The sequence below is a fragment of the Bacillus sp. LBA3-1-1.1 genome (assembly GCF_040676495.1).
In the GTDB taxonomy this organism is placed as follows: Bacteria; Bacillota; Bacilli; order Bacillales; family Bacillaceae_G; genus Bacillus_A; species Bacillus_A nitratireducens.
This window is the reverse complement of the sequence record NZ_JBEGIB010000001.1, coordinates 388,519-403,021: the sequence shown is the minus strand read 5'-3', so window position 1 is coordinate 403,021 and position 14,503 is coordinate 388,519. Positions and strand designations below refer to the sequence as shown.

Genomic DNA, 14,503 nt, shown 5'->3' with positions numbered 1-14,503 from the left:
AAGCGTAAGAGCACATTCATGCTCTTACGCTTTTTGTTTTTTTATTTCCCTGGGTTTAATTGACGAAGCTCTTGTTTAATTTCAGTTTTTGCCTTTGTCTTCTCATCAATTTCTTTAATTACACGTGCTGGAGTTCCCGCAACAACTGTATATGGAGGCACATCTTCTGTTACAACAGCACCCGCTGCTACAACTGCACCTTTACCTACTGTAACACCTTCTAGAACAACTACATTTGCACCAATTACAACATCGTCTTCAACGATAACTGGTTTTGCAGAAGGTGGCTCAATAACACCCGCAAGTACAGCACCTGCACCTACGTGACAGTTTTTACCAACTGTTGCACGTCCACCAAGCACTGCGTTCATGTCTATCATAGTACCTTCGCCAATTACAGCACCGATATTAATTGTTGCATTCATCATGATAACAGCGTTGTCACCAATTTCAACATTGTCACGAATAATTGCGCCTGGCTCAATACGAGCTGTAATACCTTTTAAATCAAGCATTGGAATTGCAGAATTACGACGATCGTTCTCAACTACATAGTCAACAATGTTCTTGCTATTTTCATCAAGAATTGTCTTAATTTCAGACCATTCTCCGAATAATACACCAGATTTTTTATTTACAAATGCTTGTACTGTTTCAGGGAATGTTACTTCTTTTAAATCCCCTTTTATGTATACCTTTACAGGAGTTTTCTTTTCACTCTTTTGAATAAACGAAATAATTTCGTTAGCGTCCATCATTTTCATTCTTGTTGCCTCCTAAATCCATTTATAATGTTACTCTACCAAACGATAGGGCGAGTAGCAAGACAATAATCTTATTTTTCCATTTGAATTTCTTCTATAATTTCTAAAAATGCTTGCACTTGCTTCAACTGCCTTGCCGAGTCACTCGTCAATAACCATGTTTCTCTCGTTAATTGAACAGGTGTTTTATACATGTTTTCCTGCACTTCTTTTAAAACAGTCGAAGGTAAAAGAGCATAGCCTATACCATTTAAAACAAGCTGTTTGCACGTTTCAATTTGGTCAACTACAATCGTTCGCTTAGGTGGATTGGAAAATAATCCATACCACCAATTTTGTATTTGTCCATAGTAGGTCGAATCACTTTTAAATTGAATAAAAGGTCTATTTGTTTCCTTTAACATTGAAATATCTTTTATTTCTTTATCAACTAAGTATAATTCATCTTCAAATAATTGTTGCTTCTGACCTTTATATTCTTGTGTCCCTCTTAATATGGCGACGTGAACGTCTCCTTCATAAAATTGCTTTTGCACTTCACTACTCCAGCCAGTAAACAGAGATATCTTCACAGAAGGATACTTATGCACAAATTTTTTCAAAACAGGTGGAAGCCAATATTGACCAATGACTGACGCAACGGCTATTTTTAGCGTACCATATGTTTCCGTTCTAAAAAGAGCCAGTTCACTTTTAATATCCTCTTCTTTTTGTAACATTTCTTTTGCATAATTTGCAACTTTTTCCCCTTCAGGTGTAATTGTCAATCCTTTTTGTGAACGAATAAAAAATTTCATTCCCCATTGTTTCTCCATAGATTGTAATCGTTGACTAAGCGCAGGTTGGGAAACAAATAAACGTTCCGCCGCTTTTCTCATATTTGATTCCTGAGCTAACACAACCATCATTTGAAAATCATCGATTTGCAACTTTCTCCCTCTTTCCTTAGCTTCCATACACCTAATTTTAATAAGCATTTCATCTTTAATTTAATTGAATAATTTTATACATTAGAACGGTTTGTTAGTTCAAACTTTTCTTATGTTTTATGTCTTTTTAAATATAATACATACACAACTGATATGCACGAAAAAAAGTGACTTCTCCTTTTATATGAAGTCACTTTTCCTATGTTATCGATTATGCTGTCTCACTTTTTTATTCAACAATTTTAAAATAGCTCGACGTGTCAAAATACCCTCGAAGTAACCTTCTTCATTGACAGCGCAAATAAAAGGATGATCAATTGTCATTTCTAAAGCTTTTGCAAAGGAATCTTCTAACATAAGAACTGGAATCTCTTCCTTCATCACTTGTTCCACTTTCATATTCTCAAGTCTTTCAAACTCAATGCGCTCTAATCCTAAAATACCATCTAAAATCATAGCAGTACTAATCAACCCATGTAATTTATACGTAGGGTCTAAAACAGGAATCGCCGAATATCCAGATTTCACAAGAACGAGTAAAGCATGTTCTAAACCATTCCCTATTTGGACATGTGCTACTTTTTCTGATGAAATCATTAAATCCTTCACAAGAATTTGTTGAAACTCATCTTTCGGAATACTAATCATGTTACATCCCCCATTTTCCCTTTTTCCTGCTTATATTCTCTGATCCTATTCACATTTTATGATAGCGTTTTCATATTATTATTTTGTCCCGACATTCTTCTAATAAAAAAGATACACAGCTATTTTAGCATACAACATAAAAAAAAGACTACCATTCCGGTAGCGCTTAATACCCTTTATTTTTTAATCGGTAAAACAATCTTGTGATTTTTTTATATTTTGTCACATCTGTCTGTTTTAAACCATTCTCAATGTCTGTGAGCTCCACCGCTAAAATTTCGCTCGCATAATTTTGCTGAAACAGAATATCCAACAATAAATCTTCTTCTTCTCTCGTTAAAACAAATTCCTTTTCCATATGTCCCTCTCCTTGCCCTCGCATCATCACTCTTATTATATAAAATTTTCAACTTATTTAATAGATGTAATATTCAGTTTTTAATAAAGATATTTAATAACTGCGAGTATATAGAAACCATTTCACATTATTTCGTATACCTGTTCGCATAACTAAACGCCGCATAAGCATCCGGTTTAATTTTTGCTGTTAATCCCATCGCTTGAATTTTCTTCGTCATATCTAAAATAAATTCTTTTGTTAAACCATCATTCCCAATATCTAAATGAATTTCCATTATGAATCCCGCTCCATCTTGAGCGTATGGGTGCAATAAATCCCAGATTGTTTGTATATGATTTGGAGTAAATAGACAGGCAACTTCTTGACTAAACTGCGTTTCTAAATATATTTTCTCTCGCAAAGTTGCTGGCTTATTTTTTACTGATTTGTGATGCAAACATCCCCATGCTCCTTTTCCAACCCGATGAATATGTATCGCTGTAATAAACCTCGTATCCTCTTGATGCGCTTGTGAGTCTGTCCCAATAGATAAGCGATATAAATTTCGCGGATCCTTTTCAATGAAACTACAAATGCGGTTAAATACCATATCAAAATTCAAATGTCTCTCAGAAACATTATAAAATGTATGTTCACCGTCCACATAGTCACGTCCTTTCAATTAGACAGACTTTTCGTATTCTCATTGTATGGGACAAAAACAAAAATTATAACTCACTACCCTTTATTCGTTTCAATATTTCGGATTACATACTGACAAAACCTACACGTATAAATTACATTTTGATTAGACTGAGCAGTTAATACATGATTCATTTCAGCATGACTATGACAATTAGGGCAAATAACAATCGGTAAGCGTTCCATCCTTTTCACCTCCTATTACTATTTACTATCATTGTAGGAAAAATAAAAAATTCCTATACATATACATTTGTGGAAGTTCTTTTATTTGATTGCGACTTCCACTACCTGTATAGCCTATTAATTAATATAACTAAAAAAGGTACTGCCAAATGGCAGTACCTTTTTTATATGTATCAAGAAATGATGTCGTAAATCTCAATTGCAACCATGTCGATGTTGTCGAATTGATACACTTGAGGTTTTTCACCTTGTTGATACACTTCTAACTCATACATTTCACTTTTATCGAAAAATTTCACGCTACATTTGCGCTCACCGTTCACTTCAAAATAGCGTTGTGCTACTTCACCGCTTTCAGCTTGTTCTTGTAGACTAACAAGTCGAGTTAAAATTCCTTGGAGTAGAGACATGAAATCTCTCCTTTCTCTGATCTTCCTACCAATAGGTTTTACAGCTATACTCATTCTATCCGTCATAACAGAAAAAATGTTCCACAGTCTAGGATAAAGGTTCTTGGACAGAAACTCAACTAAAATTTGTCGAAATACGAAGGAAAAAGAAGAAAGAATATCTTTTTCCTTCTTTATTGCTCTTTTTATACTGACAGAATATAATAAAACACAGAAAAAGGGAGGAATTACAATGAAAAAAATTGAGGTTTATACACAGCCTGATTGTCCGCCTTGTACCATTGTGAAAGAATTTTTAAAACATAATGACGTTGTGTATGAAGAATTTGACGTAAAAAAAGACGCCGCTGCACGCAATCGTCTTTTATATGATTATGACTCCTATTCAACTCCAACAGTTGTAATTGACGGAGAAGTTGTCGCAGGTTTTCAAATTGAAAAATTACAACAGCTACTTGGTATAGAATAGGAATAGGGAGAAACCTATTCCTATTCTCATAATTGTTGTAACCTTTTTATTTCAGCCAAAAGTTCCTGACTTTCATGATACCCTGCTAATTTCCATTTCCCATTATCCTTTTGTAATGTCACAATTTGATATTGTCCACTTTTTGCCCGTTCATAGACGTATAAATTTTTATGTTCCTCATCATATGACATTTTTGTTTCTGAATTAAAGGAAAACGGAGCTTCTTTTGCTGGAAGTAAATACTCACCACTTTGTTTTTCATTTCTACTGTTTTCATCCGTAAAAACTTGAAGGAAATTATTTGTAAAATATGGTGATAACGTCTCTATCATCTTATTCATTGGTATTTGTTTCCCTCGAATTGAAAATTGCGTCTCATAACCTTTTTGTATCGTTGTAAACACTTCTTTCCGATCCACTTTCACTTCTTCTTTCCCTAAAACAGTTGTGACACTATAGCCAACTAGAAAGGCAACACATATAAATAGAACAAACCATATTCCATATTTCCTCATTTTTTCACCTTCCTTTTAAAAGAGCTTGTCTTTGTAGTATTCATTGTAACAATGATTATGCAAAAACAGGGATGATTTCGTTCGTAAAATCTTTACAACGATAGACAGCATTTTCATTATTATTTTCACTATTACCAATTTATGATAAAAACAAACAAAAAAATGCACGAATCACTTCGTGCATTAAAATAAAACATCTTCTTCATATAAATATTCATAAGATAAATCTATAAATAAAAAGTTTTCATCATCAATCGGGAAAGAAAATGTTCGTACCATTTCACCAGTTTCAATATCGGCATATAAATCTGAAAGTCGCGCCTTATTTTCAAAACGCATTTTCATGATATTCTCGAGAAAATACGGACGCCAACTCCAGTTTTTCATATAATACTCTGGCATCACAATCCATTCCCCATCTTTTTTCATAACATTACCTGATTGCTGGAAACCATCTTCATTACAAATAAATATCCGAAAACTACATTGTGATACACTTTGGCTAAATTGTAATAACCAGTCATTTATATCTTCATTCTTTTTTTGTTTTGACAGAACATCACCAATTCGATCACGTAACATCTCTGTTAAATTATAAATTTTTTGCAACTTTTTCTTCTCATGCAGAATAAATTGATGACATTCATTACCAAGTCGCTCTTTTAAAACATTCGTTTCAATAAAATCAGGTAAACATTCTTTCAAATAATTACCTTGATAATATCTACCACCGTTTTTCCAAGCATATTGTAGTTGATAAAAAGCATCTATCTCTTCATATAACAATGTCGCACCAATTCTTCTAGCAAGTAAAGATAAGGAATATAAAATATCTTGATAAGATTGTAAAAGTGCAGTTTGCCTTAGGTTTGTTAAATCTACTTTTAAAATATCCGGTGCTAACACGCTAATACGTTCTAAATTACTTGTACCCGTTCCAACTTTATTAATCGAAATTTGAATACCATATGTACGATAATACATCAGCAAATGATTAAATTGCTCGATATCTTCTTTACATTCATGTTCTGTAATCTCTAAAACAATGTGGTTCAAATTTAAACCTTGTTTTTCATACATCAATAAAAGTTGAAGTAAACTTTCATCTTCATCATTCATTAATACATTGGCATTCCGATGTATAAATAATAATAATTTTTGATCTGTTTCTAAATACCTATTTAACGCTTTTTCTACTATGATATTATCCGCTTCCAGTTGGAACTCACTCGGAATAGAATCATCATGGAAGAAAGATGCTAAACTTTGTATGCCCTCTTCTGTTTGAATACGTCCTACAACTTCATATCCAATTACTGTATGCTCATCAGCACTAAAAATAGCTTGATAATAAGGAAGGACTTTATCCAAGTTACTCATTATATCTAATGCATCTATCAACGTGCTTCCCTCCCTTTACTTTTCAAAAATTATAACACGATATTTACGGAAAAATAATAAAAAATCCCTTCAGTTTTCCTGAAGGGATTAGAGGGGTAAAATGCTAAGGGGAATTAGCAATTCTACTATGAAGAAAAAAGAGGTCTTAAATATACCGTATATATTCCCCTTTGTAAACACCTTTCTCTCACGCGTCACAATTCTGTCACATTTTACCGATGAAAAATGAATAAATCATTCATTTTTCATCCTTTTAAAATGGATATTGGTGCAAATGTTGGCCACCATCCATTGTCATACAAGTTCCATTTATGTATGCAGCTTCATCTGAACATAAATAATAAGCTAGACCAGCGATTTCTTCTGGTGTCCCCAACCTACCAAGTGGGACACTCTGTATTGTACGCTTAGCCATTTCTTCTGAAATCCATAATTTATCGGCACCGCCCGTACGTTCAATCGGCCCTGGTGCGATAGCATTAACTCGTATCCCATATTTACGTCCCCACTCAACAGCAAGCGTTTTAGTCATTGCTAATACACCCGCTTTAGCTGCTGCTGAATGAATAACTCCTGGCCCTGCATCCCATGCATATGTTGCCACCATGTTAATGATATTTCCTTTTATACCTTTTTCAATCCAATATTTTCCGACAGCCTGGCTACAATAAAATGTACCATTTAATACAATATTAATGACCGAATTCCAGCCATTCACAGATAGGTCCTCTGCTGGACAAATAAAGTTTCCAGCTGCATTATTTATTAAAATATCAATTCGTCCAAACTTCTCATCAATATGCTCAATCATCTTTTGAATATCATCCGTATTTCGTACATCCATTTGTACAGGTAATACTTGCCCCGGAAACTGTTCAATCTCAATCTTTGCTTCTTCTAATTTTTCTTTTGTACGTCCTGTAATAACTACTCGTGCCCCTTCTTTCGCAAAACGAGTCGCCATTCCTTTTCCCATTCCACTTGATCCACCTGTTATAATAACTACCTTCTCTTTCACATACATCCCCTCCAAAAAATGAATACACATTCATTTTATCATTTTATTTAACAGAAATCTTTATATTTTTAATATTTTCTGATATTTTAACGTGAAGAGACTTCTTTTCGTTCCTTTTTTCGCAATTTATAATATTTTTTTAATATTTAAAATATATTTTAAAAAAACTGAAAGGAGATTCAAGTAACCTGTATATGAAAAAAATTACAAGAAGAAATTTTTTAAAAGCTGGAATACGCACTTGTCTATATTCATTTATAACCGCTAGCATCGGCTATTATTATGCTAAATATATAGAACCCTATTTGCTTTCTTTTACCCAACACACACTTACATCACAACTCATACCAAAAAGTTTTCATGGTATGAAAATTCTTCAATTTAGCGATTTACATCTAGGATACTATCTCTCTCTCCAACATTTATCTCAAATTGTTTCCAAAATCAATGCTGCAAAGCCAGATATTGTCCTTTTTACTGGTGACCTCATTGATGATTATCAAACATATACCGAGGCTCCTTTTGTGGCATCCATTTTAAAGAATATACAAGCACCTTTCGGTAAATTTTCTATTTATGGCAACCACGACCATGGAGGATATGGAACTGAATACTATGATCACATCATGCGTGAATCGGGATTTGAAATTTTACAAAATAGTGAAAAGCGAATTCGTTTACTGGATAATAGTGAAATTTCCATTTTCGGGCTCGATGATGTACTACTAGGTAAACCAAAAATAGCGGAAACTTTACAGCACGCAAAACAAAATATTTATACAATTGTTCTCGTTCACGAACCAGATATCGCGCCACAAATCGCTACATATCCAATCAACCTTCAACTTTCTGGTCATAGCCATGGCGGACAAGTACAAATTCCTTTTTTAGGTGCTATTATTACTCCGTCGCTTGCAAAACAATATATTGAAGGTTTCTATAACATTCAGGATTTGACTCTCTATGTCAATCGAGGTATTGGAAGAACACGTGTCCCATTCCGCTTTATGTCAAAACCCGAAATTACACTCTTCACCCTACAACATTTGTAACAATTCGCCTATTTTCTTACTTATCCTTTCTTGTACTCGCTCATCCACGCTTGGTCTACCATATGATAAAAATGAGTCCAATAAAGGAGGTTTGTTCATGTATCCATATTATCAACCAATCCCAGTTCGTTCAGCACCTATTGGCCCAGCAGGCGACTCACGCTTCTTTCCATTTTTCGGTGTTCCATTTCTAGCCGGAATTGCTGGAGGATTACTCGGCGGAGCATTAGCTTTCGGCCCTAGACCGTTTTATCCGCCTTATCCACCACCTTTCCCACCACCAGCACCCTTTCCTTGCTACGGAGGGCCTTGTCAGCAACCATACTATTACTAATTAAAAAAAGCGATTCTTCCAAATCTTATTCTCTCAAGGAACCGACTCATCACACGCTTATAATAAAAACTATTCTCTCTACTCATTCTTCCATTTTAGGAACATATGAGTAGAGAAAAAAAGTAAAAACCTCTTAATTGCACTAAGAGGTTTTTACTATATTCCCACTATTCAGCATCTGTATTTTGATAAGCCATCTTAAATAAACTCACTTGGCTATCAATTTCTTCTGCACCACTATCAATAATATAATAATAGTCACCATCTTTATTTTGTTCACGTGTTTTCACATTATCAGCTAAAGTAAGCTGTAAAATTGCCTTTATTCTCGCTTTCATTTCAATATCTAAAATTGGGAAAGATATTTCTACTCGTTTTTCCATATTTCGTGTCATCAAATCAGCTGAAGATAAGTATATTTTCTCATCTCCATTATGATGGAAATAATAAATACGACTATGTTCTAAATATCTTCCCACAACACTAACTACACGAATATTTTCACTTACATTTAGAATCCCAGGTCTTAAACAACATGTCCCTCTAACGATGAGCTCTACCCTTACCCCAGCTTGCGATGCTTCATACATTTTTTTTATTAACGGCTTATCTGTGAACGAATTCATCTTAGCGATAATATATCCATTTCCATATTGTCTATGGTAACGGATTTCCTCATCTATTAAATCCATAAATTGCTCTCTTATATCAAATGGTGCAACAGATAAATGATGAAAATGCGGTTTCGTTGTATAGCCACTCAAATAATTAAAGAAATTTGTTGCATCTATACCAAAGTCTTTTCGCGATGTAATATATCCAAAATCGGTATATAACTTCGCTGTTGCATCATTATAATTTCCGGTTCCAAGATGTACAAACCTTTCAATTTTTCCGTTTTTTCTTCTTACAACTAACGTAATTTTACTATGCGTTTTCAAGTGACTTACTCCGTAAATAACGTGACATCCGGCCTGTTCCAATTCTTTAGCCCAATGAACATTATTCTCTTCATCAAACCTCGCCTTTAACTCAACCAATACCGTCACTTGTTTCCCTTTTTCAGCTGCTATCTTCAACGCCTGAATTATTGGAGAATCTCCACTTACACGATATAATGTTTGTTTGATTGCAAGTACATTCGAGTCATCTGCCGCATCACGGACAAAATCAACGACTGGCTGAAACGACTCAAAGGGATGGTGTAATAAAATATCATGTTCTATCGCTTTTTCAAATACATCTTCCTCATCACCTAAATCTTGAGGAGGTTGGGGAATAAGAGCCGGATATACTAGATGTTCATATAAAGGCGCTAATTTTTTATATAAGGAGAATAAACATGTTAAATCTAACGGTCCATCCATCATGTACACATCTTCATCTTTTACTTCCAACACCTCATACAATAACGCTAACACTCTTTCATCAATGTGTTCTTTACCGACTTCTAAACGAACGGCAGCTCCCCACTTACGCTTTTTCAGTTCTTTTTCAATTACTTTTAATAAATCGCGTGCACCTTCTTCATGGATTGTTAAATCCGCATTACGTGTAATACGGAAACGAGTAACGGGTGATACGTTATATCCTGTGAATAATTTATGAGTAAAACCACTAATTACATCTTCTAATAAAATAAATTTATGTTTTTGCCCTTCACTCGGTAAAAATATGAAACGCTCCAGTAAAGAAGGCACTTGGACAATTCCTAACTTCGTACGATTTTCTTCCTCTGCTTGCTTCTCATCATATAAAATAGTAGCTAAATTCAAGCTTTTATTTAATAACATTGGAAATGGACGATACGCATCAATAGCTACAGGAGTTAATACCGGAAAGATTTGTTCATCAAAATATTCTTCTATAAATTCTCTCTGCTCTTTCGTCAAATCATGGAATGTTAGACGCTCAATCCCCTCTAGTTCAAGCGCTGGCAATACATAACCTTTAAACGTGTCATACTGTACAGTCATTAACTCATGAGCTTTTATCGCAATCTTATTTAACTGTTTCTTCGGTGTTAAACCCGCTTTATTTTCTGGCTGATTAAATCCGGCACTTACTTGATCTTTCAAACCTGCTACGCGCACCATAAAAAATTCATCTAAATTTGAACTAAAAATACTAATAAACTTTAATCTTTCTAAAAGTGGATTATTTTCATCTTGCGCTTCTTGTAGTACACGTTCATTAAAAGCTAGCCAGCTCAACTCACGGTTATTATAATAAGCTGTATCATTTAAATTTACTAAATTCCCCTTTAGCAATTCCATTCTCTTCACACTTCCCTTTGAAACTTTTTTACTATAATTTAGTTACTTTTATTTTATCAAATTACAATATTCCAAAGTGTTAATTTTTTGTAAAGACATCCGTACAACTTAACGTTTTGATTCAAATGATAAGTTAATATTCGTTTTCAATACTCTTTCCAGCTGCTTTTTTTGCTTTTCAGCTTGCACTTTTTCTGCTAATGCCGATTGCTCACATACAATTCTAAATGTTAATCCTTCATTACTTTCTGTTATAGATATCGTTTCAACAAGCGATCTTTGTCTCACATTTAAAGCAGCTGAAAATTGCAAAACAGCTCCTAATAACCGAATTTTTTTTTGTTCACTTTTCTCAAACCAACCTTCAAATGGAGCTAAATGTTGTTTAAATAACATTTTTGATTTGTACGAGGCAATAAGCGCTAATCTAACTCGGTCTTTATGCATCATGCCGTCAATTGTTTTATTCGCCAATAAATAAAACGTGTGTAAACGACTCGCTTCTTCGTCTATATATTTTCCGATGTTAAATACTTTCGCTGCTTGATGGAATGCTTCCCAGTCTTTTATTGAAACAGAAATAAGTCCTATTTCTTCAAGCTGTTGACAAATCACCCTTCCATGTTTGATAAGTTGAATAACAAATTCCATATCCATTTCATATTCGTGTGATAATAAATGCAAGCTTTCTTCAACTACATTCGGATAATATGAAATCCCTAAATCTTTCGTTAACTCTTCATAGAAAATACCTTCTCTTAATCCTTTTCTGCTTAATACAAATGCCGTTGCTTCTATAATATTCACAAGCTTACGAAATACTTCAACCGCTGGAACAATTGTATCAGCTCGATCTTTTGCCAATCCTTCCATTTTCTGAAGTTCGATAAATGATAGTTTTTCCAATTCACCTTTTACATTTTCAATATCTTCTTCTTTCATTTTGTATAAATGTACTCCTGCTATAGGATAGCTTATTAAATTTTGGTGGATTTTCGCTAAGTTCCTCGCACTACCACCAATTGCGATAAGAGGCAATTTTTTATCAATCAACCATGGTAACGTTCGAAATTGACATTCTAAATACTCTTGAATTCCCTCTAATTCATCTTTAGTAGGAATATCACCTTTAATAAATTGTTGTTTTAAAGAAAGCGCACCAAAAGGAAAACTATGGTACTCTAAAATCTCTCTATTTTTAATATATGTAACTTCCGTACTTCCGCCACCAATATCAACTGTAACTCCTTCTGAAAATGAAGTAGAATTCATAACTGCTAAATAACCGTAACGCGCTTCTTCATATTCTGATAAAACTCTAAGAGTAAAATCTGTTTGTCCTTCAACAAGTTTTTTAATTTCATCTTGATTCTCTGCCTGTCTAATTGTTGCCGTTGCGACACAAAGCACATGATGCAACTTATGAAATCGTGTACTTTCTTGAAATTGAAATAATGTTTGTAACAATACTTCCATTCCTTCTTCACTTAATACACCATCTACTAAGTAATTTCTTAACCTAGCGACCACTTTCGTATTTTCAATCTCTTTATAAAAACCTCCGTTTTGCTTTTCATAAATAACTAAGCGCATTGTATTAGAACCAATGTCTATAATGGCATATTGTTGTTTTAATATTTCTTTCAAACTTCTCACTCTTTCATTATCAAATTTCTGAAACATATTCTATTACTATTATACAAAATAGTTGTTTTTTGTAACAATATTGCTTTAATATTGAAAATATATACAATTACTTTTTGCATATAATAAAAACCCATTTTATTTATGCTATAATAAGGAAAACTTGAAAGGAGATTCAATATGAAACCTTCACAACCACAATCTCAATTACATAACCAACATTCTATTAATAGACTAGCTCAATCTATTTTCGTTGTGAATCGTCATGCTAAAGCTGCAACTAACCCTAAGTACTTATACTGGTTAAAAAAGACTGCTTTAGAACGCTTAATTACTGAAAAGAAGGCTATCAAAGAAGGATTACATTTTTCTAGAAATCCACGTTTTAGTCAACAACAATCCGATGTTCTTATACGTTTAGGTGATTATTTTTTCCATATCCCTCCTACGAAAGATGATTTTCGCACCCTACCGCATCTTGGTCACCTTGAATCCTCCTACCGAAATCCGAAAACAACCTTATCTTTAACAATAGCAAAAAAAACACTGCAAGATTATATTGGTCCTGAAGCGTTAAAACAAGAAAAAAAATTAAGCGAACCAGTTCCATGGTATAGCCGTACCTATACAAAAAAATAAAACAGTTTGGCCTAATATAGGCCAAACTGTTTTATTTTTTCTCTTCTTTAATTTTAATATTTGCTTGTTTATAAAAAGCTATTTTTTCTGTATTATAAGATTTCGTAAATTCATTAAACTTGTCTTTTTCTGATTCAATATCCTTATAAGATTGATTTACTACTTTTACTTTTTCACTAATATCTTTTAATTTCGTACCTTTATCTTGTAACATTGTATATAATTCTTTTTCTTGTTTTAACGATTTATTATAGCTATCATACATCTTGTTAAATGAATCATGTCGTTTCTCATATGTGCTTTTCACTTTATCCGCTTGATCTTTCAATTTCTTATCTTCAATTTTATTCACATATTTATCTGCTGATTTCACTTCTTCTTGTGCTTTATTTAAAGATTCTTTTTCTTTTTTAAGCACTTTTTCTCGTTCATCTGTATTTTTCGCTGCTTGATTCAGTTTTTCCTTAACAGCTTGATTATTATCTTTTCCTTCTTGAACAATCTGGTTATATAATTCTTGTCCCTCTTTCTCTAAAGTTTCAAGTTTCTTCGCATCTTCAAACATTGTTTTTTCTTGCTTTGCAGCATTTTCAAATGCAACATATAATTCCTCTTCTGGTTTCGGTCCGAAACAACCGGCTAGTAAAGTCATTGATAATGCAGTTACAATTGCTAATTTACTATATTTCAACATCTTTTTCCTCCTATTAGTAAACGATCATCGTGCCAAAAATCCCATGAAAACATGTAACTTCTTTATCTATTTCACGCTCGCATCTTTTTTACGAAGATCATCAATAATTATTTATACTGCTTGTACAATTTTAGCACTTGAAATTATGTAATGTCTTAAAACATAAAGGTATTTACTGTAATCTTACCTACTGCAAGAAACACTATAATGTTTCATCTGATAAAAGATAATCTAAAACCTCTCACGTCTATCATTCCCTTTCTCGCTTTCTACCAAATAACCTCTTTGTCCATTTTACATAGTGCGAAGATGACCTCGCAACTCTTACAAAGATTCTTTTAATTTCTTAAAAAGGAAAAGTGCAGAGCATGTTTTCCTCTACACTTTTAAACTGAAAACATTGTGCAAAATGCATTGATACATCCACACACAATTATATGCTGATTCCATATATTTTTAAAGACTTTTGTTACAAAAAAAGT

General features: G+C 33.4%; 17 protein-coding genes. 4 read left to right on the top strand and 13 right to left on the bottom strand.

Going from position 1 to position 14,503, the window contains the following annotated elements; all coding sequences use genetic code 11:
* Positions 1 to 41: 41 nt before the first annotated feature.
* From dapD to MRBLBA3_RS02235, 7 genes are all read right to left on the bottom strand, one after another.
* Positions 42 to 764 carry a 2,3,4,5-tetrahydropyridine-2,6-dicarboxylate N-acetyltransferase gene (gene dapD, locus MRBLBA3_RS02265; protein WP_000783246.1) on the bottom strand — a complete coding sequence of 241 codons (723 nt, stop codon included), beginning with the start codon at positions 762 to 764 and terminating at the stop codon, positions 42 to 44.
* Between the two features lie 71 nt (positions 765 to 835).
* Complete coding sequence (locus MRBLBA3_RS02260; protein WP_002077049.1) at positions 836 to 1,720, bottom strand: LysR family transcriptional regulator; 885 nt, start codon at positions 1,718 to 1,720, stop codon at positions 836 to 838.
* Positions 1,721 to 1,897: 177 nt separating this feature from the next.
* Positions 1,898 to 2,341, bottom strand: a complete 444-nt coding sequence (cbpB, locus tag MRBLBA3_RS02255; protein ID WP_000623577.1) for a cyclic-di-AMP-binding protein CbpB — start codon at positions 2,339 to 2,341, stop codon at positions 1,898 to 1,900.
* A gap of 166 nt (positions 2,342 to 2,507) precedes the next feature.
* On the bottom strand, positions 2,508 to 2,699 hold the full coding sequence (gene abbA / locus MRBLBA3_RS02250; RefSeq protein WP_000409964.1) for an antirepressor AbbA: 192 nt from the start codon (positions 2,697 to 2,699) through the stop codon (positions 2,508 to 2,510).
* A 127-nt stretch (positions 2,700 to 2,826) separates the two neighbouring features.
* On the bottom strand, positions 2,827 to 3,345 hold the full coding sequence (locus MRBLBA3_RS02245) for a ribonuclease H-like YkuK family protein (RefSeq protein ID WP_363379656.1): 519 nt from the start codon (positions 3,343 to 3,345) through the stop codon (positions 2,827 to 2,829).
* 74 nt (positions 3,346 to 3,419) lie between these two features.
* A complete protein-coding gene (locus MRBLBA3_RS02240) occupies positions 3,420 to 3,569 on the bottom strand; it encodes a hypothetical protein (protein WP_000440501.1) in 150 nt (49 codons plus the stop codon).
* Between the two features lie 173 nt (positions 3,570 to 3,742).
* Positions 3,743 to 3,979, bottom strand: coding sequence for a YkuJ family protein (locus tag MRBLBA3_RS02235; protein WP_000055151.1), 237 nt, complete (start codon positions 3,977 to 3,979; stop codon positions 3,743 to 3,745).
* Positions 3,980 to 4,211: 232 nt separating this feature from the next.
* Between MRBLBA3_RS02235 and MRBLBA3_RS02230 the strand changes: the two genes are divergently transcribed.
* The gene (locus tag MRBLBA3_RS02230) at positions 4,212 to 4,448 is read left to right on the top strand and encodes a glutaredoxin domain-containing protein (RefSeq protein ID WP_000717868.1); all 237 of its coding nucleotides are present in this window, start codon (positions 4,212 to 4,214) and stop codon (positions 4,446 to 4,448) included.
* Between the two features lie 26 nt (positions 4,449 to 4,474).
* On the opposite strand, the gene MRBLBA3_RS02225 is transcribed toward MRBLBA3_RS02230, so the two are convergent.
* The 3 genes from MRBLBA3_RS02225 to fadH form a co-directional block, all read right to left on the bottom strand.
* The gene (locus MRBLBA3_RS02225; protein ID WP_001233796.1) at positions 4,475 to 4,963 is read right to left on the bottom strand and encodes a DUF3993 domain-containing protein; all 489 of its coding nucleotides are present in this window, start codon (positions 4,961 to 4,963) and stop codon (positions 4,475 to 4,477) included.
* 183 nt (positions 4,964 to 5,146) lie between these two features.
* Positions 5,147 to 6,364 (bottom strand): EAL domain-containing protein, encoded by a 1,218-nt coding sequence (locus MRBLBA3_RS02220; RefSeq protein WP_000564296.1) that lies wholly within the window; start codon positions 6,362 to 6,364, stop codon positions 5,147 to 5,149.
* A 253-nt stretch (positions 6,365 to 6,617) separates the two neighbouring features.
* Positions 6,618 to 7,382, bottom strand: coding sequence for a 2,4-dienoyl-CoA reductase (gene fadH, locus MRBLBA3_RS02215; protein WP_000660900.1), 765 nt, complete (start codon positions 7,380 to 7,382; stop codon positions 6,618 to 6,620).
* Between the two features lie 194 nt (positions 7,383 to 7,576).
* On the opposite strand from fadH, the gene MRBLBA3_RS02210 reads away from it, so the two are divergent.
* Together MRBLBA3_RS02210 and MRBLBA3_RS02205 are read left to right on the top strand one after the other, a co-directional pair.
* Positions 7,577 to 8,434, top strand: coding sequence for a metallophosphoesterase (locus MRBLBA3_RS02210; RefSeq protein WP_000724520.1), 858 nt, complete (start codon positions 7,577 to 7,579; stop codon positions 8,432 to 8,434).
* A 97-nt stretch (positions 8,435 to 8,531) separates the two neighbouring features.
* Positions 8,532 to 8,768 (top strand): hypothetical protein, encoded by a 237-nt coding sequence (locus tag MRBLBA3_RS02205; RefSeq protein ID WP_000283735.1) that lies wholly within the window; start codon positions 8,532 to 8,534, stop codon positions 8,766 to 8,768.
* A 167-nt stretch (positions 8,769 to 8,935) separates the two neighbouring features.
* Here the strand turns inward: MRBLBA3_RS02205 and MRBLBA3_RS02200 are convergent, their stop codons facing one another.
* A complete protein-coding gene (locus tag MRBLBA3_RS02200) occupies positions 8,936 to 11,044 on the bottom strand; it encodes a polyphosphate kinase (RefSeq protein WP_363379653.1) in 2,109 nt (702 codons plus the stop codon).
* 108 nt (positions 11,045 to 11,152) lie between these two features.
* On the bottom strand, positions 11,153 to 12,727 hold the full coding sequence (gene ppx, locus MRBLBA3_RS02195; protein ID WP_363379651.1) for an exopolyphosphatase: 1,575 nt from the start codon (positions 12,725 to 12,727) through the stop codon (positions 11,153 to 11,155).
* 141 nt (positions 12,728 to 12,868) lie between these two features.
* On the opposite strand from ppx, the gene MRBLBA3_RS02190 reads away from it, so the two are divergent.
* Positions 12,869 to 13,327, top strand: a complete 459-nt coding sequence (locus MRBLBA3_RS02190; protein WP_000804854.1) for a YkyB family protein — start codon at positions 12,869 to 12,871, stop codon at positions 13,325 to 13,327.
* 31 nt (positions 13,328 to 13,358) lie between these two features.
* On the opposite strand, the gene MRBLBA3_RS02185 is transcribed toward MRBLBA3_RS02190, so the two are convergent.
* Positions 13,359 to 14,021: a YkyA family protein gene (locus MRBLBA3_RS02185; protein WP_044737689.1), complete on the bottom strand. Its 663-nt coding sequence runs from the start codon at positions 14,019 to 14,021 to the stop codon at positions 13,359 to 13,361.
* Between the last annotated feature and the right edge of the window lie 482 nt (positions 14,022 to 14,503).